At 72.3% G+C, this 23,063-nt stretch carries 22 protein-coding genes and 1 tRNA gene; 19 read left to right on the top strand and 4 right to left on the bottom strand.

Going from position 1 to position 23,063, the window contains the following annotated elements:
• Window positions 1-86 precede the first annotated feature (86 nt).
• The 7 genes from ABZ860_RS18410 (at window position 87) to ABZ860_RS18380 (ending at window position 9,499) form a co-directional block, all read left to right on the top strand.
• Window positions 87-3,005: an Rne/Rng family ribonuclease gene (locus tag ABZ860_RS18410; protein WP_357221408.1), complete on the top strand. Its 2,919-nt coding sequence runs from the start codon at window positions 87-89 to the stop codon at window positions 3,003-3,005.
• Window positions 3,006-3,192: 187 nt separating this feature from the next.
• The gene (gene rplU, locus ABZ860_RS18405; RefSeq protein WP_357221405.1) at window positions 3,193-3,507 is read left to right on the top strand and encodes a 50S ribosomal protein L21; all 315 of its coding nucleotides are present in this window, start codon (window positions 3,193-3,195) and stop codon (window positions 3,505-3,507) included.
• 45 nt (window positions 3,508-3,552) lie between these two features.
• The gene (rpmA, locus tag ABZ860_RS18400; protein WP_030505847.1) at window positions 3,553-3,810 is read left to right on the top strand and encodes a 50S ribosomal protein L27; all 258 of its coding nucleotides are present in this window, start codon (window positions 3,553-3,555) and stop codon (window positions 3,808-3,810) included.
• Window positions 3,811-3,905: 95 nt separating this feature from the next.
• On the top strand, window positions 3,906-5,255 hold the full coding sequence (gene obgE, locus ABZ860_RS18395; RefSeq protein ID WP_357221402.1) for a GTPase ObgE: 1,350 nt from the start codon (window positions 3,906-3,908) through the stop codon (window positions 5,253-5,255).
• A gap of 25 nt (window positions 5,256-5,280) precedes the next feature.
• Complete coding sequence (proB, locus tag ABZ860_RS18390; RefSeq protein ID WP_357221399.1) at window positions 5,281-6,411, top strand: glutamate 5-kinase; 1,131 nt, start codon at window positions 5,281-5,283, stop codon at window positions 6,409-6,411.
• A gap of 14 nt (window positions 6,412-6,425) precedes the next feature.
• Window positions 6,426-7,682, top strand: coding sequence for a glutamate-5-semialdehyde dehydrogenase (locus ABZ860_RS18385; RefSeq protein WP_357221396.1), 1,257 nt, complete (start codon window positions 6,426-6,428; stop codon window positions 7,680-7,682).
• 161 nt (window positions 7,683-7,843) lie between these two features.
• On the top strand, window positions 7,844-9,499 hold the full coding sequence (locus ABZ860_RS18380) for a serine/threonine-protein kinase (RefSeq protein WP_357221393.1): 1,656 nt from the start codon (window positions 7,844-7,846) through the stop codon (window positions 9,497-9,499).
• 117 nt (window positions 9,500-9,616) lie between these two features.
• Here ABZ860_RS18380 and ABZ860_RS18375 read toward each other — a convergent pair whose 3' ends face one another.
• Window positions 9,617-10,636 carry a M48 family metallopeptidase gene (locus ABZ860_RS18375; RefSeq protein WP_357221391.1) on the bottom strand — a complete coding sequence of 340 codons (1,020 nt, stop codon included), beginning with the start codon at window positions 10,634-10,636 and terminating at the stop codon, window positions 9,617-9,619.
• Window positions 10,637-10,741: 105 nt separating this feature from the next.
• On the opposite strand from ABZ860_RS18375, the gene nadD reads away from it, so the two are divergent.
• A complete protein-coding gene (gene nadD, locus ABZ860_RS18370; RefSeq protein WP_357221388.1) occupies window positions 10,742-11,353 on the top strand; it encodes a nicotinate-nucleotide adenylyltransferase in 612 nt (203 codons plus the stop codon).
• Here nadD and ABZ860_RS18365 read toward each other — a convergent pair.
• Window positions 11,332-12,528: an MFS transporter gene (locus tag ABZ860_RS18365; RefSeq protein ID WP_357221385.1), complete on the bottom strand. Its 1,197-nt coding sequence runs from the start codon at window positions 12,526-12,528 to the stop codon at window positions 11,332-11,334. The two genes, nadD and ABZ860_RS18365, sit on opposite strands and share 22 nt — an antisense overlap.
• A 70-nt stretch (window positions 12,529-12,598) precedes the next feature.
• Between ABZ860_RS18365 and ABZ860_RS18360 the strand changes: the two genes are divergently transcribed.
• The 4 genes from ABZ860_RS18360 (at window position 12,599) to ABZ860_RS18345 (ending at window position 14,481) form a co-directional block, all read left to right on the top strand.
• On the top strand, window positions 12,599-13,120 hold the full coding sequence (locus ABZ860_RS18360; protein ID WP_357221382.1) for a winged helix-turn-helix domain-containing protein: 522 nt from the start codon (window positions 12,599-12,601) through the stop codon (window positions 13,118-13,120).
• Window positions 13,121-13,251: 131 nt separating this feature from the next.
• Window positions 13,252-13,656 carry a ribosome silencing factor gene (gene rsfS / locus ABZ860_RS18355; protein ID WP_357055549.1) on the top strand — a complete coding sequence of 135 codons (405 nt, stop codon included), beginning with the start codon at window positions 13,252-13,254 and terminating at the stop codon, window positions 13,654-13,656.
• A gap of 25 nt (window positions 13,657-13,681) precedes the next feature.
• Window positions 13,682-14,317, top strand: coding sequence for a histidine phosphatase family protein (locus ABZ860_RS18350; protein WP_357221380.1), 636 nt, complete (start codon window positions 13,682-13,684; stop codon window positions 14,315-14,317).
• Window positions 14,318-14,408: 91 nt separating this feature from the next.
• Window positions 14,409-14,481, top strand: a tRNA-Ala gene (locus tag ABZ860_RS18345).
• A gap of 94 nt (window positions 14,482-14,575) precedes the next feature.
• Here ABZ860_RS18345 and ABZ860_RS18340 read toward each other — a convergent pair.
• On the bottom strand, window positions 14,576-15,961 hold the full coding sequence (locus ABZ860_RS18340; protein WP_357221377.1) for a hypothetical protein: 1,386 nt from the start codon (window positions 15,959-15,961) through the stop codon (window positions 14,576-14,578).
• Between the two features lie 51 nt (window positions 15,962-16,012).
• Window positions 16,013-16,471 carry a DUF2254 family protein gene (locus ABZ860_RS18335; protein ID WP_357221374.1) on the bottom strand — a complete coding sequence of 153 codons (459 nt, stop codon included), beginning with the start codon at window positions 16,469-16,471 and terminating at the stop codon, window positions 16,013-16,015.
• A 125-nt stretch (window positions 16,472-16,596) separates the two neighbouring features.
• On the opposite strand from ABZ860_RS18335, the gene ABZ860_RS18330 reads away from it, so the two are divergent.
• The 7 genes from ABZ860_RS18330 (at window position 16,597) to ABZ860_RS18300 (ending at window position 22,996) form a co-directional block, all read left to right on the top strand.
• Entirely contained in the window at window positions 16,597-17,691 is a 1,095-nt protein-coding gene (locus ABZ860_RS18330; protein WP_357221371.1) for a glutamate--cysteine ligase, read from the top strand.
• Window positions 17,692-17,808: 117 nt separating this feature from the next.
• Window positions 17,809-18,162, top strand: a complete 354-nt coding sequence (locus tag ABZ860_RS18325; protein ID WP_357221368.1) for a hypothetical protein — start codon at window positions 17,809-17,811, stop codon at window positions 18,160-18,162.
• A gap of 156 nt (window positions 18,163-18,318) precedes the next feature.
• Complete coding sequence (locus ABZ860_RS18320; protein ID WP_357221365.1) at window positions 18,319-18,732, top strand: hypothetical protein; 414 nt, start codon at window positions 18,319-18,321, stop codon at window positions 18,730-18,732.
• 143 nt (window positions 18,733-18,875) lie between these two features.
• Window positions 18,876-20,231, top strand: coding sequence for an MFS transporter (locus tag ABZ860_RS18315; protein ID WP_357221362.1), 1,356 nt, complete (start codon window positions 18,876-18,878; stop codon window positions 20,229-20,231).
• 73 nt (window positions 20,232-20,304) lie between these two features.
• Window positions 20,305-20,967, top strand: a complete 663-nt coding sequence (locus tag ABZ860_RS18310; protein ID WP_357221359.1) for an SRPBCC family protein — start codon at window positions 20,305-20,307, stop codon at window positions 20,965-20,967.
• A gap of 156 nt (window positions 20,968-21,123) precedes the next feature.
• Window positions 21,124-21,915 (top strand): dienelactone hydrolase family protein, encoded by a 792-nt coding sequence (locus ABZ860_RS18305; protein WP_357221356.1) that lies wholly within the window; start codon window positions 21,124-21,126, stop codon window positions 21,913-21,915.
• 220 nt (window positions 21,916-22,135) lie between these two features.
• The gene (locus ABZ860_RS18300) at window positions 22,136-22,996 is read left to right on the top strand and encodes an EamA family transporter (protein ID WP_357221353.1); all 861 of its coding nucleotides are present in this window, start codon (window positions 22,136-22,138) and stop codon (window positions 22,994-22,996) included.
• Window positions 22,997-23,063 lie beyond the last annotated feature (67 nt).

Below are 23,063 nucleotides of genomic sequence, written 5' to 3'. Positions count from 1 at the left end.
CCGACAGGAAGCCCGGCGGACCGCGAGAGACGAGAGCCTCCGCGCGGCGCGGCAACGTGCCCGGAGGCTGACGGGAGAGCGCCCGCATGCTCGACAACGAGCCCACTGACGGGGCTGTGAGCCTTGACAGTGACACGACAACAGAAGAACGCGGTCAGGCCGGGGGAGACGTGGTTTCCTCCGGTCCGTCCGGCGTGTCCACGACCCCGCGCCGACGGGCGGCGAGCCGCCCGGCCGGGCCCCCGCCCGAGCCTGACGACCTGCCGCCGCCGGTGACAACGGTGGCCGCGGCCGCCCTGCCGAAGGCCGCGGAGAGCACACAGCCGGCGGAGGCTGTAGAGAGCGCTGCGCCGGAGGTGGCAGAGCCCGCCGCGCAGATCCCCGCGCAGGAGGAGCCGGTCGCGAAGGAACGGCCCAAGCGGGTCACGCGCCGCCGCACCAAGACCGTCGAGGAGCCGGTCGCCGAGGAGCCGCCTGCGCCGGCTGCGGCGGAGACTGTCGCGGAGACGGCGCCTGCTGCGGCGGAGACCACGACGGCCGCGGACGACGAGCCGGCCGCACCCACGCGGCGCCGCCGGTCCCGCAAGCGGACCGACGAGCCCGAGCCGTCCCAGCAGCAGGAGCAGGCCGAAGCGGTGCAGGCTGATGAGCCGGTGCAGGACGTCCGGGCCGAGGAGCCCGCCGCTCCGAAGCGCCGCCGCCGCGCCCGCGCCGAGCAGCCGGAGCCGGAACGATCCAGGGCGATGAGCGCCGCGGAGGCGGAGGTCGCCGCCGCGCTGCGGCTCAACCTCCCCGACGAGGAGCCGCTGGACGACGAGCCGCTCGACATCGAGGACATCGACATCGAAAACGCCGACGTCGAGGAGGACGGCGGGCGGCCGGACGTGGTGGCCGACCCCTTCGGTCTGTCCGCGCGGCAGCCGTCCGTGCCCTCGGTGACCTTCCAGGCGCCGTCGGCGCTGTTCCAGCCGCTCTTCCAGGCCCCCGATCCGTTCGCGGTGCCCGTGCAGAGGCCCGCGTCGCCCCCGGCCGAGCCGGTGCAGGCCGAGGACGAGGAGGCGGAGGAGCCGGAGGAGACGGCCGAGCCCGGCGAGGACGATTCCGAGGGCGAGGGCGGCAGCCGTCGCCGTCGCCGCCGCCGGGGCGGACGCGGACGCGGTGCCCGCGCCAGGGACGCCGAGGACGGCGAGGAGCAGGAGGGCGAGGCCGACGAGCCGCAGGCCGCGTCGGCGGAAGACGACGACCGCGAGCAGGCGGAGGACGACTCCGAGGGCCAGACCGGCACCCGCCGTCGTCGCCGTCGTCGCCGCCGGGGCACCGAGGAGGCCGAGCTGGCCCCCGACGACCCGCCGAACACCGTCGTCCGCATCCGGGCGCCCCGCGCCACCAGGTCCACCTCCGTGGACGAGGTCCAGGGCGTACGGGGATCGACTCGGCTGGAGGCCAAGAAGCAGCGCCGCCGCGAGGGCCGCGAGCTGGGCCGCCGCCGTCCCCCGATCATCACCGAGTCGGAGTTCCTGGCCCGGCGCGAGTCGGTCGAGCGGATCATGGTCGTGCGCCGCCACGGCGGCCGCACCCAGATCGCGGTGCTCGAGGACGGCGTCCTCGTCGAGCACTACGTCGACCGGGAGTCCAGCCAGTCGTACGTCGGCAACGTCTACCTCGGCAAGGTCCAGAACGTGCTGCCCTCGATGGAGGCGGCGTTCGTGGACATCGGCAAGGGCCGCAACGCCGTGCTGTACGCCGGCGAGGTGAACTTCGACACCGCGGGGCTGGAGGGCCAGCCCAAGCGGATCGAGGCGGCGCTGAAGTCCGGGCAGTCGGTGCTCGTCCAGGTCACCAAGGACCCGATCGGCCACAAGGGCGCCCGGCTGACCTCGCAGATCAGCCTCCCCGGCCGCTACCTGGTCTACGTGCCGGACGGCTCGATGACCGGGATCAGCCGCAAGCTGCCCGACAAGGAACGGGCCCGGCTCAAGCAGATCCTGCGCAAGGTCATGCCGGAGAACGCGGGCGTCATCGTGCGCACTGCGGCGGAGGGCGCCTCGGAGGAGGAGCTCAGCCGCGACGTCGCCCGGCTGTCGGCCCAGTGGGAGAACATCCAGCGCAAGGCCAAGTCGGCCAGCCCGCCGGAGTTGCTGTCCGGCGAGCCCGACCTGACCGTCCGGGTGGTCCGCGACGTCTTCAACGAGGACTTCAGCTCGCTGGTCGTCGAGGGCGACGAGGCGTGGACGACGGTGGACGAGTACGTCCGCTACGTCGCCCCGCACCTGGCCGAGCGGCTGTCGAAGTGGGAGGAGGAGACCGACGTGTTCTCCGCCTACCGCATCGACGAGCAGATCGCCAAGGCGATGGAGCGCAAGGTGTGGCTGCCGTCCGGCGGTTCGCTGGTGATCGACAGGACCGAGGCGATGACGGTCGTCGACGTCAACACCGGCAAGTTCACCGGGCAGGGCGGCAACCTCGAGGAGACCGTCACCCGCAACAACCTGGAGGCGGCCGAGGAGATCGTCCGCCAGCTCAGGCTGCGGGACATCGGCGGCATCATCGTGATCGACTTCATCGACATGGTCCTGGAGAGCAACCGCGACCTGGTGCTCCGGCGGTTGCTGGAGTGCCTGGCACGGGACCGGACCAAGCACCAGGTGGCCGAGGTCACCTCGCTGGGTCTGGTGCAGATGACGCGCAAGCGGGTCGGTCAGGGCCTGCTGGAGGCGTTCTCCACGCCGTGCGACTGCTGCCACGGGCGCGGGATCATCGTCTCGACCGAGCCGGTCGAGGCGAAGCCCGAGCCGCGCGGCACGCAGGGCAAGATGGCCATCGAGAAGGCGGTGGCCGAGAAGATGGCGGCGACGAGCGAGGGCTCCGTCGCCGCGGCGGCGGGCTCGGTGCGCGAGAGCGTCACCGACGCAATCGACGCCGATTCCACCGACTCAGACGGGGGCGACAGCTCCGCGTCGTCTTCCCGGGGACGGCGACGTTCCCGCAGGAAGACGGCGGAGTAACGACTCTGTCACCCGGCGGTCCGCTCGGTTCGACCTGGGTACCGGATATCCGGTACCCTAGTCAACCGGTGCGCCTGGTGTCGGCGCGCCTGGCTTCGCGCGCCTGCCCGGATCGCCGGTCGTGTATCGACAGCAGCTGGATGCGGGGCGCGGCATCTCAGCATTTAGCCAGTAGAAGGGTTCCGCGGTGTACGCGATCGTTCGTTGCGGCGGCAGGCAGCAGAAGGTCTCCGTCGGGGACGTCCTCGAGGTGGACAAGGTCGCCGGCGAGGTTGGCTCCTCGGTGTCGCTGCCGGCGGTGCTCGTCGTCAACGACGGCGATGTCACCACCGACTCCGCCACGCTTTCCCGGTTCCAGGTGACCGCCGAGATCCTCGGCGAGACCAAGGGGCCGAAGATCCGGATTCTGAAGTACAAGAACAAGACCGGATACAAGAAGCGCCAGGGTCACCGCCAGCGGTACACCCAGGTCAAGGTCACCGGCATCAACCCCGGACAGTAGTTTCCCGGGGGACGACCCCCGCTTACCCCCGAAAGGGAGTGAACCATGGCACACAAGAAGGGCGCCTCGTCCACCCGGAACGGCCGTGACTCGAACGCTCAGCGCCTCGGTGTGAAGCGTTTCGGCGGTCAGCTGGTGAACGCGGGCGAGATCATCGTCCGTCAGCGCGGCACGCACTTCCACCCCGGCGACAACGTCGGCCGTGGTGGCGACGACACGCTGTTCGCCCTGGCCACCGGCCGGGTGCAGTTCGGCACCAAGCGCGGTCGCCGCGCGGTGAGCATCGTCCCGGCCGCGGAGTAGATCCGCCCGGACACCAACAAGCAGCGCGATGAGGCGGATCGAGCATTCGGTCCGCCTCATTCGTTTTTTCATACGGCAGTTAGGGGGAGCGGCTGATGGCCGACTTCGTGGACCACGTCGTCCTGCACATCAAGGCGGGTGACGGGGGCAACGGCTGCGCCTCCATTCACCGGGAGAAGTTCAAGCCGCTCGGCGGGCCCGACGGGGGCAACGGCGGACGCGGCGGCGACGTCGTCCTGGAGGTGGATCCCAACACCTCCACCCTGCTGGAGTACCACCACCGGCCGCACCGCCGGGCGGGCAACGGCAAGCAGGGCATGGGCTCCAACCGGGACGGCGCCAACGGCGAGGACATCGTCCTGCCGGTGCCCAACGGCACGGTCGTGAAGGACGCCAGGACCGGCGAGGTGCTGGTCGACCTGGTCGGCGTCGGCACCCGCTACGTCGCCGCGCAGGGCGGCTTCGGCGGCCTCGGCAACGCCGCGCTGGCCAACGCCAAGCGCAAGGCCCCGGGTTTCGCGCTGCTGGGCGAGCCGGGCGACGAGGCCGAGATCGTGCTCGAACTCAAGACCGTCGCCGACGTGGCGCTGGTCGGGTTCCCCAACGCGGGCAAGTCGTCCCTGATCGCGGCGCTCTCCGCGGCCCGCCCCAAGATCGCCGACTATCCGTTCACGACGCTCATCCCCAACCTCGGTGTGGTGACGGCGGGCGAGACGGTCTTCACGGTCGCCGACGTGCCCGGGCTCATCCCGGGGGCGTCCGAGGGCCGGGGCCTCGGTCACGAGTTCCTGCGGCACGTCGAGCGCTGCTCGACGATCGTGCACGTGCTCGACTGCGCGACGATCGAGCCGGGGCGCGACCCGGTCACCGACTTCGAGGTCATCGAGGCCGAGCTCGCGGCGTACGGCTCGCTGCAGGACCGCCCGCGGCTGGTCGCGCTGAACAAGGTGGACGTCCCCGACGGGCGGGACCTGGCCGACATCGTCACGCCCATGCTGGAGGAGCGCGGACTGCGGGTCTTCGAGATCTCCGCGGCCAGCCACGAGGGCCTGCGGCCCCTGGCGTACGCGATGGCGGAGATGGTGGCGGCGGCGCGGGCGCAGGCCCCCGTGGAGGAGCCCACGCGGCTGGTCATCCGGCCCAGGCAGCTCGGCGAGACCGGGTTCGCCGTACGCCGGATCGACGAGAACCGCTTCCAGGTGACCGGCGAGAAGCCTGAGCGGTGGATCCGCCAGACCGACTTCTCCAACGACGAGGCCGTCGGCTACCTGGCCGACCGGCTCGAACGGCTCGGCGTGGAGGAACAGCTGATCAAGGCCGGCGCGACGGCCGGCGCCGAGGTGATCATCGGTCCGATGGAGGGCGGCTACGTCTTCGACTGGCAGCCGTCGCAGGCCACGGAGGCGACGATGGGCCCGCGCGGCACCGACGCGAGGCTCGGCTGATCGGGGGGCCGGAGTGGGAGATGGCGTGACTGGCAGGGAACGGATCCGCGAGGCCGCGCGGCTGGTGGTCAAGGTGGGGTCGTCGTCGCTGACGACGCCGCGGGGCACGATCGACGTCGACCGGGTGGACGCGCTGGTCGACGTGCTGGCGGCCCGGCGCACGGCCGGCACGCAGATCGTGCTGGTGTCGTCCGGAGCGATCGCCGCCGGGCTCGGGCCGTTAGGGTTGCGCGCCCGGCCCAAGGACCTGGCCACCCAGCAGGCGGCCGCCTCGGTCGGGCAGGGCGTGCTGGTCGCCCGCTACACCTCGTCCTTCGCCAGGTACGGCCTGCGCGTGGGGCAGGTTCTGCTGACGGCCGACGACATGATGCGCCGCTCACACCACCGCAACGCCCAGCGGACGCTGGCCCGGCTGCTCGAACTCGGCATCGTCCCCGTGGTGAACGAGAACGACACGGTGGCCACCGACGAGATCCGGTTCGGCGACAACGACCGGCTCGCGGCGCTGGTGGCCCACCTCACCCACGCCGACGGCATGGTGCTGCTGTCGGACGTCGACGCGTTGTACGACGGCGACCCGCGCAAGGACGGCGCCCAGCGGATCGCCGAGGTCCGGGGGCCCGAGGACCTGGAGGGCGTCGAGCTGGGCACCTCCGGCCGGGTCGGGACCGGCGGCATGATCACCAAGGTGGAGGCGGCCCGCATCGCCACCGGGGCGGGCGTCCCGGTCGTGCTCACGGCGGCGGCGCACGCGGCGCAGGCGCTCGCGGGAGCCGACATCGGCACCTGCTTCCACCCGGGGGGCCGCCACCCTGGGACCCGGCTGCTGTGGCTGGCCCACGCGACGACCGGCCGGGGCCGCCTGCACCTGGACGCGGGCGCGGTCGAGGCCGTGGTCGACCGGCGCAAGTCGCTGCTGCCCGCGGGCGTCGTGAAGGTCGAGGGCGACTTCGCCGCGGGCGACCCGGTCGACCTGTGCGCGCCGTCGGGCGCCGTCGTCGCCCGCGGTCTGGTCAACTATGACGCGGGGGAGGTCCCCGACCTGCTCGGCCGTTCCACCCGGGAGCTGGCCAGCACACTCGGCCCGGAGTACGAGCGCGAGCTGATCCACCGGGACGACATCGTGATATTGGAGCCTGTTCACCACCACAAGTGACGGAGCGCGAGGCAATGTCTGAGGCAGAGGAATTTCTGAAGGTCGCGCAGGCGGCGAGGGACGCCGCGACGGTGCTCGCGCCGATGCCGCGCGCGCCGAAGGACGCGGCGCTGCGCGCCGTGGCCGACGCCCTGGAGGCGGCCACGGACGAGATCGTCGCGGCCAACGCCGTGGACGTGGACCGGGCCAGGGAGAACGGCACCTCCGAAGCGATGATCGACCGGCTGCGGCTCGACGCCGCCCGGATCGCAAAGATCGCGGCGGCCGTCCGCCAGGTGGCCGACCTGCCCGACCCGGTCGGCGAGGTCGTGCGCGGCAGCACGCTGCCCAACGGCCTGGAGCTGCGTCAGGTGCGGGTGCCTCTCGGCGTCATCGGCATCATCTACGAGGGCCGGCCCAACGTGACCGTGGACGCGGCCGCGCTGTGCCTCAAGAGCGGCAACGGCGTGCTCCTGCGCGGCTCGTCCAGCGCGTACTCCTCCAACACCGCGCTGGTGCGGGTGATGCAGGAGGCGCTGGCGGCGACCGAGGTGCCGGCGGACGCCGTGCAGCTCGTGCCGGGCCAGACCCGCGAGTCGGTCAAGCACCTGATGCGCGCCCGCGGGCTGGTGGACGTGCTGATCCCGCGCGGCGGCGCCTCGCTGATCAACAGCGTGGTCGAGGAGTCGACCGTGCCGGTGATCGAGACCGGAGTGGGCAACTGCCACGTGTACGTGGACGCCGACGCCGACATCGACACCGCCCTGAAGATCCTGGTGAACGCCAAGGCGCAGCGGCCCTCGGTGTGCAACACGGCCGAGACGCTCCTCGTGCACGCCGCCATCGCCGACGCGTTCGTCCCCAGGGCGCTGACGGCGCTGAAGGACGCCGGCGTGACCGTCCACGGGGACGAGCGGGTGCGGGCCTACGGCGCCGACGTCGTGGCCGCCACCGAGGAGGACTTCACCACCGAGTACCTCTCGCTCGACATCGCCGCCGCCGTCGTCGACTCGCTGGACGACGCGGTCGCGCACATCCGCAAGTATGGCTCGGCCCACACCGACGCCATCGTGACCCGCTCCCAGCAGGCCGCCCGCAGGTTCGTGGCGACCGTGGACTCGGCGGCGGTCGCGGTGAACGCCTCGACCCGGTTCACCGACGGCGGGGAGTTCGGCTTCGGGGCGGAGATCGGCATCTCCACCCAGAAGCTGCACGCCCGGGGCCCGATGGGGCTGCCGGAGCTCACCTCCACCAAGTGGATCTACACCGGCGAGGGCCACGTGCGGGTGTGACCGCCGGACGCGGGTGAGCACGGGACGCGCGCCGAGGCCCGCGTCCCCGGCCCGCAGGCCCGTGTCCACCGCGTGTGAGCCGGTCGGTATCGGCTCATACGCGCGTGGAACGGCGCGCCTCCGCCTATTCGGGCGGCCGGACCGCTATGGTTGGCGCTCCTATGGCTGGACGTCTCGGGCGGGTCGGCCCCTACGCGCTGCTGGAGCGGCTGGGCCGGGGTGGCATGGGTGAGGTGTACCTCGCCGTCGGCCGCCGGGGCGACCGCGTCGCGGTGAAGATGCTCCGCGACCCCATCGAGAACGATCCCGACGCCCGATTACGCCTCGAACGCGAGGTGCGGGCGCTGCGCCGGGTCGAGAGCCCGTACGTCGCCCAGGTGCTCGACGCCGACCTGTCCGGCGACCGGCCGTACCTCGTCATGGAGTACATCGAGGGGGAGAACCTCCTCGACGCCGTACGCCGCCACGGGCCGCTGGCGGAGTCCCGGCTCATCGAGCTGGCGCAGGGCCTCGCGGCGGCTCTGGCGATCATCCACGCGGGCGGAGTCGTGCACCGCGACGTCAAACCGGCCAACGTCCTGCTCGGCGAGGACGGGCCGGTGCTGATCGACTTCGGCATCGCCCAGGTGCTCGACGCGACGCGGGTCACGGTGACCGGCACGTTCCTCGGCACGCCCGGCTACTGCGCCCCCGAGGTCTTCGCCGACGAGACCGTGGGAGAGCCCGCCGACGTGCACGGCTGGGCCGCCACGGTGGCCTTCGCCGCCACCGGTCGGCCGACCTTCGGCCGGGGCACCGCAGAGTCGCAGATGTACGCGGTGCTGAACGGCAAGGCCGACCTGGTGGGGGTGCCGGCCGCCCTGCTTCCGCTCGTCCGCGCCGCCCTGCATCGCGACCCCGCCCGCCGCCCGACCGCCGCGTTGCTGGCCGACCGCCTGTCGCGGCTCGCGCGGGCCGCCGGGGAGTCCTCGCGCGCGCCGGGTGAGCCGACGGCCGCCGAGACCACTGCGCGTACGCCCGCGGAGGCGGCCCGGGCGCGTGCGGCGGCCGACGCGAAGCCGGCGGCGAAAGCTGTGCCGAAAGCTGTGCCGAAAGCTGTGCCGAAACCCGCGGCCAGGAAGGCCACCAAGACGGAGGACAAGCCGGTCAGGAAGGGCGCCGAGACCACGGCGCGGGAACCGGCGGCCGAGCGGGCCGCCCGGCGCGGCGACGGCCCCGGCTCGGCCGCACGCCCCCGGCGGGGGAAGGCGGCCACGGCCCTCGCCACCGCACCGGAGGCGGCGCCGGAAGGGGCCCTCGGCATCCCGACGGGGAACGCCGCCCTGGTCCTGGTCGCGCTGCTCGCCGTTCCGTGCGTGGTGACGTCCGTGGTCTATCCGCTCGCCACCTTCGCGATCACGGCGGCTCTCGCGGTGGTGATCAGGGCCGTGTGGACCAGTCACTGGCTCGTGCGGAGCCGCAAACCCGGCCGTGCCCGCGCCTGCCTGCGCACGCTGGCGTTCCCGCTCACGCTGACCGGCTCGCTGCTGTCGGCCGTCGCGTGGCCGGGGCTGCCCGCCGCGGCGGCGGCGTTCGCGGCGCTGTGGGTGGGCTCCGGGGGACGCCTGGAGCCCGAGTGGTGGTCCCAGCCGGTGCCCGTCACCATCGCCGGCGTCGCGTTCGGCGTCGTCGGCGGCGCGATCATCGGCCGGGAGATCGAGCGGGCGGGCGCGGCCATCCCCGGCCTGCGGCGGGAGGGCCTGCGCGCGCTCGCCGTTCTGGGCGGCTTCGTCGCGCTGTGCGCGGCGGCGGTGCGCGCCGTGGCCTTCTTCTTCTAACGGGTGCCTTTTCCAGCGGTTGCGGAAAGCCCGCCGCGGTGCACGTACGGCTCGTCCCGGCGGGCCTGCCCGGTGCCCGACTCTCGCGGCCCAGTTCTTGCGGCCCAGTCGCGCGACTCAGTTCTCGCGCCGGGCGAAACGGTTGAAGATACGCTCGCCGGCGTTGACCGCGCCCTCGGCGACGTCGCGCAGCACGCCGATGAACGGGTCCTGCGACTGCGCCCACGACTCGCGGTAGGAGTTGGCCGCCGCCTTGATCTCCTCGGTGATGCTGGCGTTGGCGTCGTCCTCGCGGCGCGGGTAGGCGCCGGCGATGATCCGTTCGTACTCTCCGCCGCGACGCCAGCGGTCGAGTTCGGCGACGCGGGTCACCGCGAACGGGTGGGTCGTGCCGAGCATGTTGAGGACCTTGAGCAGGCCGTCGCGCACGTCGCCCGCGGTGTCGTACTCCCTGGCCTGGTCGAGGAACGCCTCGATGTTCATCTCGTGCAGGCGGGAGCCGCCGGCGAGCTTCATCAGCGCCCGCAGCGCGGCGTCGGGGTCCTGTCCGGCGAGCAGGCCGCCGCGGTCGGCGGACATCTCCGCCTTGCGCTGCCATTCCTCCAGGGCGGCGACGATGACCCGCAGGCCGATGTAGCCGAGGGGAATCCAGGCCACCCGGGTGGCCAGGCGGGTCAGGATCGCGAGCATCGTGCCGTAGACGGCGTGGCCCGACAGGATGTGCGAGGTCTCGTGACCGATGACGAAGCGCAGCTCCTCCTCGTCCATGAGGTCGAGCAGCCCCGTCGAGACGATGATGAACGGCTCGTCGAAACCGATCGCCATCGCGTACGCCTTGGGGTCCTGCTGCACGTAGATCTCCGGGATCCGGTGCAGGTCGAGGATGTAGGCGCTGTCGCGGCCCATGTCGTGGAGGGCGCGGAACTGGGTGTCGGTCGTGCGCACCGCGGAGGCCAGGAACATCAGGCGGAGCCGGCGCTCGCTGAACAGGCCGGACGTGCGCTTGAGCACCGCGTCGAATCCGGAGAGCGAACGCATCGCGACGAGCGCGGAACGGTCGGCGGGGTGTTCGTAGGCTCGCGAGCTGATGCCGGGCAGCTGCACGCGATTGCGATCGGGAGTGGTCATGTTCCGCATGCTATGTCTCACGGGCCGGACGCGCGCGGACGCCGCGGGGAGCCCCGGACGCCACGGGAGGGCCGGTTTCACGTGTGGTCCGGTAGGGGCGTTATCGTCCGTTCCATGCGTAACGGGACGGCGATCCGGCGACTGGGCGTGATGGGCGGCACCTTCGACCCGATCCACCACGGTCACCTGGTGGCGGCCAGCGAGGTGGCCCACCACTTCAACCTGGACGAGGTGGTGTTCGTCCCGACCGGACGGCCGTGGCAGAAGGCCGAGCAGAACGTGTCCTCCTCCGAGGACCGCTACCTGATGACCGTGATCGCCACCGCGTCCAACCCCCGCTTCTCCGTCAGCCGGGTGGACATCGACCGGCCCGGCCCCACGTACACGATCGACACGCTGCGTGACATCGGCGCGGCGTACGGCCCGGACGTGGAGCTGTACTTCATCACCGGCGCCGACGCGCTCGCGCAGATCCTGAGCTGGCGCGACGTCGACGAGCTGTTCACCATCGCGCACTTCGTCGGCTGCACCCGGCCCGGCCACACGCTCCAGGACCCCGGCCTGCCGGCGGGCAAGGTCAGCCTGATCGAGATTCCGGCCCTGGCGATCTCCTCCTCCGAGTGCCGCGACCGGGTGGCCGCCGGGGAGCCCATCTGGTATCTGGTCCCCGACGGCATCGTGCAGTACATCAACAAGCGCGGCCTCTACCGCGACCCGGAAGGCTGACCCGCACGTAAAGGCACCGTGCAGGCCACGGCGAGCACGCCGGTGAACGCCGCCGCGTACAGCACCGGACGGTAGGAGGCCAGGGCGAGGAGCCCGGCGCCGAGCGCCATCCCCACAGCGGTCGGGACGAACAGCACGGTGTTGGCGGTCGCGGACACGGTGGCCAGCAGCTCGCGGGGTGCGATCCGCTGTACGGCGGTGAAGGCGGCGACCAGCACCCAGGGCAGCCCCAGCCCCGACAGCAGGCTCGCCGCCGTGACGACGGACTCCCAGGGGGCGGCGCGCAGTGCCACCGAGGCGGCGAACAGGAGCCCTCCGGCGGCGGACAGCCGCGCCTCGCCGGCCCGGCGCAGCAGCGGCCCCGCGAGCAGACCGCCGAGGACCGTGCCGCCGCCCTGGATCGCGGACAGGACGCCGGTGAAGCCCGGCTCCCGGTGCAGACCATGGTCGACCACGGCGAAGACGACCGCGCCGTTGACGCCGGAGACCAGCATCAGCGCCGCCCCGGGCAGCGTGAGGCGGCGCAGGAGCGGGTCGCGGAACAGGAAGCGCGCTCCCTCCGCCGTCCGGGCCGCCCAGCCGCGCGTCGCGCGGGCGCCCCGCGCGGAGGCGGCCGGCAGGCGCAGCGTGCCGAGCAGCCAGGCGCCGGCCGCGAAGGTGGCCGCGTCGAGCGCGACCACCGCGTCACCGCCCGCGGCGGCGAACAGCCCGGCGCCCAGCAGGGGCGCGGCGAGGCGGGTGCCCTCCGACGCGCTCATGCGCAGCCCGTTGACCTCGGCGAGCAGCGCCTCCGGCACGGCGGCGGGCAGGACGGCCGCCTCCGCCGCGTCGAGCACGACGAAGCTCACGCCGTAGAGCAGGAGCACCGCGAACAGCAGCCAGACCTGGGCGGGGGAGCGGACCAGGAAGAGCAGGCAGAGCGCCGCCCCCATCACGACGTTGGTCCAGACGAGCACGGGCCGGGCGCCGAGAACGTCGACCACCGCGCCGAGCGCGGGCCCGGCCGCCGTCGGCGCCCAGAAGCAGAACGCGGTGAGGCCGGCGAGGCTGTCGGAGCCGGTCAGCGACTTCACCCAGATGCCCGCGACGAGGGACATGGCCATCGTGCCGAAACCGGAGACCACGACGGCGCTCAGATAACGGCGGGCGTTGCGGTCGGCGAGGGCGGCTCTCATGCGGGCGATCATCGTCGCCACCTACCCCCAAGTCAATGCTTGGGGGTTGTGATGGTGTTAACTTTCCGCCATGGCGGAGGCGGATCCCAGGCTCAGAGCACTCGCGCATCCGGTGCGGCTGCGCATGCTCTCGCTGATGTGGGGCGCGCCCATGTCGGCGGCCGAGCTGTCCCGCGAACTGGGCATCTCCCACGCCCTCGCCAGCCACCACCTGCGCTGCCTGGACGACGCCGGGCTGGCCGAGCTGGCCGACGTACGGGTCCGGCGCGGCGGCCGGGAGCGCCGTTACCGGGCGGCGGGAGGCACGCCGCTGACCGAGCAGCGGGACGGCTTCCCGCTGCTCGCCGAGGCGCTGGCGCGGTCGCTGAGCGAGCGGGCCGGGCGACGGCGCGCGGGCGAGGAGGGGGTGACGGCCGACGCCGAGCTGTGGGTCGAGCCCGAGCTGTGGCACGACGTGCGCGGCAGGATCCTCGCCGCGATCGTCGACCTGCACGAGGGCGCCGCGGCCCCCCGGACGCCGGGGACGATCCGGGTCGGCGCCACCGTCGCCGCCTTCCCTTTGATGGAATCCTCGGGCCCGGAAGGACGTTGAACTCCTGATCCCGGGCATAACACCGGAATCGACAGGGTGTGCCGGTAGGGTCTCCCCGGGAAAGCCGGTTGTACGGGGCACGCGGAGTGTGCACCCTGGAAGAGCCCGTCAACGGAGGACAGAACCGAATCGTGACAGCATCCGAGAGATCGATCCAGCTCGTGCGGGTGGCGGCCGAGGCCGCCGCCGAGAAGCTGGCCGACGACATCATCGCCTACGACGTGAGCGAACAGCTCGTCATCACCGACGCCTTCCTTCTCTGCTCCGCGTCCAACGACCGCCAGGTCCGTGCGGTCGTCGACGAGATCGAGGAGCGCCTGCGCGTGGAGGCCGACGCCAAGCCCGTACGCCGTGAGGGCGAGCGGGAGGGCCGCTGGGTCCTGCTCGACTACCTCGACATCGTGGTGCACGTGCAGCACGAGGAGGACCGCAACTTCTACGCGCTGGAGCGCCTGTGGAAGGACTGCCCGTCCATCGAGCTGCCGGAGAGCGTCAAGCGGGTCGCCGCGCAGCGCGGGCACGGAGCGGCCCGGTGACGAAGGCCATCATCGGGGCGGCGCGATGAGCCGTCGCGTCGTCTGCCTGCGGCACGGGCAGACGCTGTGGAACGTCGAAAAGCGCTTCCAGGGGCACACCGACATCGCATTGGACGAGACCGGCATCGCGCAGGCGGCCCGGGCGGCCTCCCTGCTCGCGGCCCTGCGGCCGACCATGCTCGTCTCCTCGGACCTGCGGCGCGCCTACGACACCGCCTCGGCCCTCGGCCGGCTCACCGGCCTCGACGTGGCCGTGGACAAGGACCTGCGCGAGCGCGGCGGCGGCGAGTGGGAGGGCCTGACCCGCGACGAGATCAGGGCGGGCTGGCCGGTCGAGTACGAGGCGTGGGAGGCCCCAGGCGGCGAGGACGTGGCGCACGTCGCCGACCGCGTGGCCGACGCCGTCGGGCGCTGGGCGTCCCGTCTCGACGAGGGCGGCCTGCTGGTCGTCGCCTCGCACGGCGCCGCGCTGCGGCTCGGCATCTGCCGCCTGCTCGGGCTGCCGCAGGAGCTGTGGTCGGCGCTCGGCAGCCTGGGCAACTGCTCGTGGTCGGTGCTGGAGGAGGGCCGCCGCGGCTGGCGCCTGCTTGAGCACAACGCGGGGACGCTCCCCGAGCCGATCAGCAGCGACGACAGCCCTGCCGCCACCGCCGACGGCTGAGACGCATGTGGCTGGTGACGATTAGGTAAACGGACGGGCATACCTATATGCTCTCCGAGCGCCGCGCCGGGAACACCCGGAGCGGTGGCAAGGGGCTATAGCGCAGCTGGTAGCGCACTTCCATGGCATGGAAGGGGTCTGGGGTTCGAGTCCCCATAGCTCCACCTACCACGTCTCCGGGCCCGAGCGCATGCACCTGCCACCGGGCCCGGAACGTCTACGCCGGCCGCTTCCGCGCCTGACGCGGGTGTCGGAGGATCACAGACTCTTGAGGTAGGCGAGCGACGGCATGAAGAAGTACTCGCCGCCCTTCATCGTCACGGTCTGGGGGACCTGGTGCTGGGGGGTGCTGAGCTTCGTGCTGCCCCACGCCTTCGGATAGCGCACCTTGACGTCCCGCTTGCCCTGGCCGATCACGGGGTCGTGGCCGGTGCCCCCGGCCGGGAAATCGGCGTTGTCGGCCCAGGTCTGCTGGGTGAACTCGAACTGGTTCTGCAGGCTGGAGTTGAACGCCATGAACAGCAGGCCCACCCCGCCGGTCGGCCGGGTCGTCGGGGGCGCGTCGTCCCACGGCTTGTCGGTGCGCCTGCCGTAAGTCTGGCCGCGCCGGGCCATCATCACGCCGAGTGCGCGCTCCAGGCCGCCGTCCCGAGAGTCGCGGGGGTTGGCCTTGCGGATGTGCGCGCTGACCGGGCACTTGGACCCGGGGTCGTCGCGGTAGCTGAAGTCGTTCTGCACCGGATGGCCCTCGGAGCTCCGCTTGCCGTGCAGCCGCAGCGGGGTGCCGTTGCGGAACCGGCCCACCAGCATCGCGCCCGCGAGCGGCCGGTCGTCTCCCTTCAGACCGAGCGCGTCGGCGAGGGCCTCCTCGGCCTCGCGGAACGCGCGGACGTTCTGCTCCAGCTTGCGCAGGACGAGATAGCTGCCGAAGTGCCGGCTCGGGTGGGGAGCAAGGGGGTCGGGGACGAGCACGTGGCTCAGCGGGAAGAACGGGTTCCAGTTGGTGCCGGACTCGGCGGCCACCTGGTCGGCGAGGAACAGCGGCTGGCTGCGGCCGTCCACGTAGCCGAAGTGCTCGATGCCCCGGCCCTGGGCGTCGCGCAGGCCCTCGCCCTTCTCCTCGCCGACGATCTTCGCGGTCTTCGGCAGCAGCGCGAGGACGCGCTCGCGGGTGGCGGCGACCGGCTCGGGTGCGGCGTCGCCGATCAGCACGATCGCGTGGATCTCCTCCTGGTAGTGCTTCTCCCAGGCGCCGACCGCCGGGTCGCTCAACGTGTCCTTTCGCCGTTTCATCCCCGACTTGAACGCGTTGTCGGTGAATTCGGTTGTGGCGTGGCCCAGTTTCAGATAGCCGATTTTGCTGACGCCGACGCCCACGTACGGCGTGCCGGGTTTCTTCGAGCGGTTGAAGTCGCGGACCTCCTCCAGGTGCTTCCTGGCCGATTTCATGAGCGGCACGAGGGAGCGCAGGAAGCGCCTGCCGTCCGCGCCGTCGCCGAAGTGCACGAGCAGCAGGGACATGCTTTCGCGTACGTGCGCCTGCAGGATGTTCGGCTGCAGGTTGTCGAGCATCGCCTTGGTGTCGGCGTCGAGTTTCGCCGAATCCCATGCGAGCGGCTTGCCGTTGGACAGGTCGACCGGCATGTCGAATCCTTCCCCGTAGTGGAAATGTCGGGCCCCCACCGATAAGAGCCATCATCCACGGAAAAGGTTCGGCGTACAGGGAGAAATCAGCGGCGACGCCGGATACCCACCGGGGCGCCCTCGCCGGCCACCGCCTGCGACCCGGGATGCTCCGATCTCGTCCACTCCGTAGCCCGCGTCCACGTCGATGTCGCGCAGGTCGTCGAGGCTGATCGCGGCCGGCAGCGCGGACCGCGCCCCGTCCGTGTCCTCGTGACCGGGGCACACGACGGTGGCCACCGGGTCGCCGAACACGACGTGCGAGCCGAGCTGGACCTCCAGCACGATCTCGGCCTCGCCCGGGCAGGCCGCCACGGCCTCCTGGAGCAGATCGAGGTCGATGTCGACCACGTAACCGCTCTCGGTCGCGTGCACCGTCGTGCCGTCGGCGCCGAGCCGCGGTTCGCGTCGCGTACGGGCGAGCAGAGCCGAGAAGGCGGGGTTCTCGTCGGGGCGCAGGACGGCCGGCACGAGGAAGCAGCAGAAGGACCGAAAGCCTAGAAGACGCCTCCTACCCGGGGGTCGCGCCCCGACACCGGTCCATGCGTGATCGGCCAGGTCAGGCCTATTCCGCACCACCGGGGTAGTGATCGGTCATGACGAAGAGACGGCCTGTCGGCGTTGAAGAGGAGTTCCTTGTCGTCGATCTCGAGACCCGGCGGCTGACGCCGCTGGCGGAGTCGATGCTGGAGCGGCTGCCGGACGAGGGGTTCGCGGCCGAACTGCAGCGCTCGGTGGTGGAGACCAACAGCACCCCGATGGAGGACCTGGGCGACGTGCGGGCCGAGATCGTGCGGCTGCGCCAGGCGCTCGTGTCGGCCGGCGAGCCGCTGGGGGTGGGCGTGATCGCCTCCGGCACGACGCCGATCACCGGCATCGAGGGCTATACGTTCACTCCGGGGGAGCGTTACGAGTACCTGTCGGAGTCCTACCGGTTCCTCGCCCAGGAGCAGCTCATCTGCGGGGCGCAGGTGCACGTGGAGATCGACGACAGGGACGTGGCGGTGCTCGCCGCCCAGCGCGTGGAGGCGTGGCTGCCCCCGCTGCTCGCGCTCAGCGCCAGCTCGCCCTACTGGATGGACGAGGACAGCGGGTATGCCAGCAGCCGGGCGCTGACCTGGCAGCGCTGGCCGACGGCGGGCCCGCTCGGCCCGTTCGCCGACGCCGCCGAATATGACAGGACGGCCGAGGACCTCGTGGCGTCCGGCGTCATCGAGGACCGGGGCATGGTCTACTTCGACCTGCGGCTCAGCGCCCACGTGCCGACGGTGGAGATGCGCATCTGCGACTCCTGCCCGCTCGCGGACGACGTGGTGCTGCTCGCCGGTCTCTTCCGCGCCCTCATGACGAGGGAGACGGAGGCGGTGGAGCGGGGCGAGCCGCCGGTCGGCGAGCAGCGCCTCGCGCTGCTGCGGGCCGCCAACTGGCGTGCGGCCCGTGACGGGCTGGAGGGCGACCTGCTGTCGCCGGTGACGAGCCGGCCCGAGCCCGCCCCGCGGCTCATCACCTGGATGCTGGAGGAGCTGCGGCCGACGCTGGAGGAGCTGGGCGACTGGGAGATCGTCTCGGAGCTCGCCGACGCGGCGCTGCGCCGGGGCAGCTCCGCCTCGCGCCAGCGGGGCGCGTACGCGGTCAACGGGAAGCCGGAGGACGCGGTCGACCTGCTCCTCGCGGAGACCCGGCAGCGCTAGCGAGGCGTGTGACGGCGCCGGCAGGCCGCGCGGCAGCGATGGCAGGGCGTGCGGCAGGGCGGGGGTGCGGGCCGATACCCTACTGGCCATGTCTGCGATCCCCGCCCTGAGCGCGGCATGAACGGCGCCTATTCGGGCTGGCTGATCGGCGCCGCCCTGCTGCTGGCGCTCGCCGGCGTCGTCACCGCCGTACGGGACCGCCCGATGGGGCCGGTGCTGCTGGCCGGGCTGGGGCTGCTGGAGCTGGCCGTGCTCGCGCAGGCGGGCTTCGCGCTCGCCGATCTCGGCCACGTGGTGGAGAAGGCGACCTTCATCGGCTACCTGGCGGGCACCGTGGTGATCCCGCCCGCCGCCATGTGGTGGGGCCGGGCGGAGCGCACGCGCTGGGGCCCGGGGGTCATCGCCGTGGCCGCCTTCACCGTGGCCGTCATGACCGGGCGGCTGCTGCAGATCTGGAACGCCGGCGCATGAGCGAGCGTAGCGAGCGAATCAATAGACACAGTGCGATTCGCTCATGCGACTCCGAGCCGCAAGGCGAGGAGGTGGCATGAGCGAGCGTAGCGAGCGAATCAATAGACACAGTGCGATTCGCTCATGCGACTCCGAGCCGCAAGGCGAGGAGGTGGCATGAGCATCCCTTCCGGGCAGGACCGGGGCGGCGAGGCCGTACGCTCCGGGCCGGGACGGGTGCTCGTGGCCGTGTACGGGATCTTCGCGCTGGCCGCGACCTCCCGCGCCGCCGTGCAGATCGCCACGAGATTCGCCGAGGCGCCGCTGGCGTACGTGCTGTCGGCGTTCGCCGGAGTGGTCTACATCGTGCTCACGGTGGCGCTGGCCCGGGGCGCACGGCGGGTCGCGCTCGCCGCCTGCCTGGTCGAGCTGGCCGGGGTGCTGGTCGTCGGCACGCTGAGCCTGGCGGACCCCGCCGCGTTTCCGCAGGCCACCGTGTGGTCGGGGTACGGCAGCGGGTATGGCTTCGTGCCGCTCGCGCTGCCCGTGATCGGCCTCCTGTGGCTGCTGCGCGGCGTCCGGCGTTCGTAACGAGTTCTCCGAAGCTGGAACAAATGGGAGCGATGAGGGCTTTGGTATGGTGTCAATCGTAGGATGACCCGATGAGGGGAGATGTTGCGGCGATGAGTGCCGTCGTGACGCGGAGGGGCGTGCCGGGAGCACAAGGCGGATCGATGGCGTGGCTGATCGCCGGGGGCATCGCCCTCGCCGCGTTGAACCTGCGCACCGCGGTGACCAGCGTGGGGACCGTCCTCGACGAGGTGAGCGCGGGGCTGGGGCTGTCGGCGGCGATGACCGGGCTGCTCACCACGCTGCCGGTGATGAGCTTCGCCCTGTTCGGCGCACTGACGCCGGCCATGTCCCGCAGGATGGGGGAGCACCGGCTGCTGCTGGGCGCGATCGTCCTGCTCGCGGCGGGACAGGCCGCGCGCTCCCTCGTCGACTCCGCCGTGCCGTTCATGGCGGCCAGCGCGGTCGCGCTGGCGGGCGGCGCGGTCGGCAACGTCGTCATCCCCGCGCTGATCAAAAGGCACTTCCCCCGGCGGGCGGGGGCGATGACCACCGTCTACTCGACGGCCCTCGCGGCCGGGACGATGGTCGCCGCCGCCGCGACCGTTCCCGTGCAGCAGGCCGCGGGAGGCAACTGGCATGTGGCACTCGGGGTGTGGGCGGCCTTGGCCGCCGTGGCCGCGATTCCGTGGCTCGCGCTCAGGCGCGGTGAGCCGGAGCGGCGCGACACATCCGCGAGGGCCGGAGCCGACGGCCTCCTGCGCAGCAGGCTCGCCTGGGCCGTGGCCGGATACTTCGGCTCGCAGTCGCTCATCGCGTACGTGATGTTCGGCTGGCTGCCGCTGCTGCTGCGGGACAACGGCTACACCGCGGGCCAGGCCGGCCTGGTCCTCGCCGTGTTCACCGGGCTCGGGATCCCCGTCTCCATGGCGGTGCCCGCCCTGGCGGCCCGGCTGTCCGGCCAGCGTCCGCTGGTGATCGTCTTCGCCGCCCTGTACACGGCCGGCTTCGCGGGCCTGCTCACCGGGCAGGCGCTGTGGGCCTGGTCGATCCTCGTGGCCGTCGGCGGGGGCACCTTCCCGCTCGCGCTGGCGTTGCTGGCCATGCGGACCCGCACGGCGGCGGGCACCGCCGCGTTGTCGGCCTTCGGGCAGAGCGCCGGATATCTCATCGCGGGCGCAGGACCGATCACGTTCGGCCTGCTCCACCAGGTGAGCGGCGGGTGGGCGCTGCCGTTCGGGCTGCTGTTCGCCGCGCTCGCCGTACAGGTGGTCACCGGCTGGTACGCGGCGGCCGACCGCACCCTGGAAGACGAGACGTCGTCCGTGCCCACCGGCCGGCGGCACGACCACGTCTCGCGGGGCGTGCGCGACCTCGTCACGGGACGGGGGCGCCGGTCGGCCGAGAAGACGCGGCGTGCGCGGTCGGCCGACGGCGGCAACGGGGGCGACGCGGCCCGGCCGCGCCTGGCCCGTCCGGCCGGACGCCACGAGAAGCGCCGCAGGTCGGCCTCCCGCTGAGGCCGCGCACCCGGGTTTACGTCCATCTCTCAGGGCAGGCGTAGTGCAGAAATCCACGAGAGAAGGAGAAGGCATGAGCTCGATCGAACAGTCCGTCGACGTGAATGTCCCGATCCGCACCGCGTACAACCAGTGGACGCAGTTCGAGAGCTTCCCGGAGTTCATGGAGGGCGTGGAGTCGGTCAAGCAGATCGGTGACACGCGCACCGACTGGGTCGTCGAAATCGCGGGCGTCCGCCGCGAGTTCGAGGCGGAGATCACCGAGCAGCACCCCGACGAGAGGGTGGCCTGGCGCTCGGTGGACCCGCCGCGGCAGGCCGGCGTCGTCACCTTCCACCGGATCGACGACAACACGACCCGCGTCACGCTGCAGATGGAGTACGACCCCGAGGGCTTCCTGGAGAAGGCGGCGGACGCGCTGCAGATCGTCCGCATGCGGGTCAAGGGCGACCTGGAGCGTTTCAAGACCTTCATCGAGTCGCGCGGCGCCGAGACCGGCGCCTGGCGCGGCGAGGTTCCCGGCCCGCACCAGCAGGGCGGCACGGGCACCGGCGGCTCCGGCACGGGCTACGACATCGGTGAGCCGATGCCGCCCCAGACCGTGAACCCCGAGTATCCGCGCGAGACGCCGCTGCCGGCGCCCGGCTCCGGTCCGATCCCGCCCGCTCCCGGCACGGGTCCCGTCCCCGGCACCGGGCCGGTGCCGCCGCGTGACACGCCCGGTCCGGTGATCTGATTCGAACGCCGCCATGACAAGCCCATCTCCCCGATTCGGGGAGATGGGCTTGTTATATACCGGAGATCGGAAATTTATTTCGTCATGATATGATGCAAAAATCGTCTTATAGCCTCACGGGTGTACCTGCCGATTCCGATGAAAGGCGTATCGCCCGTGTGTTACGAGCCCGGCGCCGTGCCGCCCGTCCACGGTTCTCCGATCACGACCGCCACGACCGAGCGTCTCGTGCTGACCTCGGCCGACGGCGCGGACTTCGCGGCCTGTCTGTCCCGCCCCGGCCGCGCGTCCGGTCCTGCGGTGCTCGTCCTGCCGGACAACCGGGGGTTGTCGGGATTCTACGAGCGCCTCACAGAACGGCTCGCCGAGCGGGGGCACACCGCACTCGCCATCGACTATTTCGGGCGTACGGCCGGGACCGGCCCGCGGACCGGCGACTTCCCCTTCATGGAGCACCTGGGCAAGGCGCACAAGGACGGGCTGTTCGCCGACATCGCCGCCGGCGCCGCGCACCTGCGGACTGAGGGCGCCGAGGAGATCGTCTCCCTCGGCTTCTGCTTCGGTGGCAGGCTCGCGTTCATGACCGCCCGGCCCGCCTTCGGGCTCGCCGGCACCATCGGCCTGTACGGCTATCCGGACGTGCTGTTCGGCAAGCCCGGTCCCACCCAGATGGCGGGCGAGCTGCGCGGGCCGATCCTGGGACTGTTCGGAGGCGCGGACGAGGGCATCTCCCCCGAGGTGGTGAGCGCGTTCGGCGAGGCGCTGGAAGGCGCGGGGGTGGCGCACGAGTTCGTCACCTATCCGGGAGCGCCGCACAGCTTCTTCGAGCTGGGCCGTCCGGAGCTGGCCGAGGTCTGCGCCGACGCCTGGTCGCGCATCCTGGGCTTCCTTGAACGGACAGCCCGAGGCGACCTGACCTCGCCTCGGGCTGCCACGATGCAAGACTAAGCCTTCCGGCTCGCGCCGCGCGCACCGGCACCCCCGAAAGTGCCTAAATGGTGATGCGGCCGGCCGTGCGGACACGTTACGGTGCCCGCGTGACATTGATCGTCTCTCCGCCCCCCGCCCGCTAGCGGGCGGCGCCATCCGGTGAGCCGGGCCAGGGCGGCCCGGCCGGTGGTCCCTGCCCGCCTGCGGGAATCGGGCCCACCTCACTGGAGAGACGTCGATGAACCATGCTCCAGCCCTGTCCGTACGGCAGGGCCTCGTCTATGTGTCCACCGCCGCGGTCGCCTGGGGAACCGGGGGAGCGGCGGGAGCGCTGCTGCACGGCGCGGGACAGCTCAGTCCCGTCGCGGTGTCGTTCTGGCGCTTCGCCTGCGGCGCGGCGCTCCTGCTCGCCGTCGCCCGCAGCCGCCCCTCCTGGCGGGTGGTGCTGCTCGTCGGCCCGGCGATGGCGGTGTGCCAGGCGGCCTACTTCGCGGCGATCGCCGAGGCCGGTGTCGCGATCGCCACGATGATCACGATGGGCGCCGCCCCGCTCCTGGTGGCGGCCGGCGGCAGGGTCTTCCTGGGCGAGCCGCTGGGGCGCACCGGCCTCGGGAGCGCCGCGCTCGCCGTCGCCGGTCTTGCCATGCTCACAGGAGGCGCGCAGACGGTGACCCCCGCGGGCGCCGGCTACTCGCTGCTGTCGGCGGCGGCCTACTCCCTTGTCACCCTCACGACCCGCCGGATGCCCGCCGACGGCGTGGCCGTGTGGGGCTTCGCCGGGGGCGCGGCCTGCCTGCTCCCGCTCGCCGCCGCCGGAGGGCTGCTGCCCGCCGGGCACGCCGTGACCAACGTGCTGCTGCTCGGCTACCTGGCGGCCGTGCCGACGGCGCTCGCGTACGGGCTGTTCTTCGCGGGGCTGCGCGTCGTCGGCGGCACCACGGCGGCGGTCCTCTCCCTGCTCGAACCGCTGGTCGCCGCCGTCATCGGCGTCGTGCTGCTGGGCGAGCGCATGTCCGCCGTACAGGTGGGCGGGGCGATCGTGCTTCTGTGCGCCCTCGCCTGGCTCGCCAGGGGGGAACTTCGCGACGCCCGAAGGTAACTCCGGGGCCGGGGCACCTGTTAGCGATACCATGAGCTGGGGGCAGTGCGCGTGCGCGGTCACCGGG

Origin of the sequence: Microbispora sp. NPDC046973 (assembly GCF_040644495.1) — a bacterium.
Classification (GTDB): Bacteria; Actinomycetota; Actinomycetes; order Streptosporangiales; family Streptosporangiaceae; genus Microbispora.
Note: the sequence above shows the minus strand (reverse complement) of the source record. Positions and strands in the feature narration are given on the sequence as shown.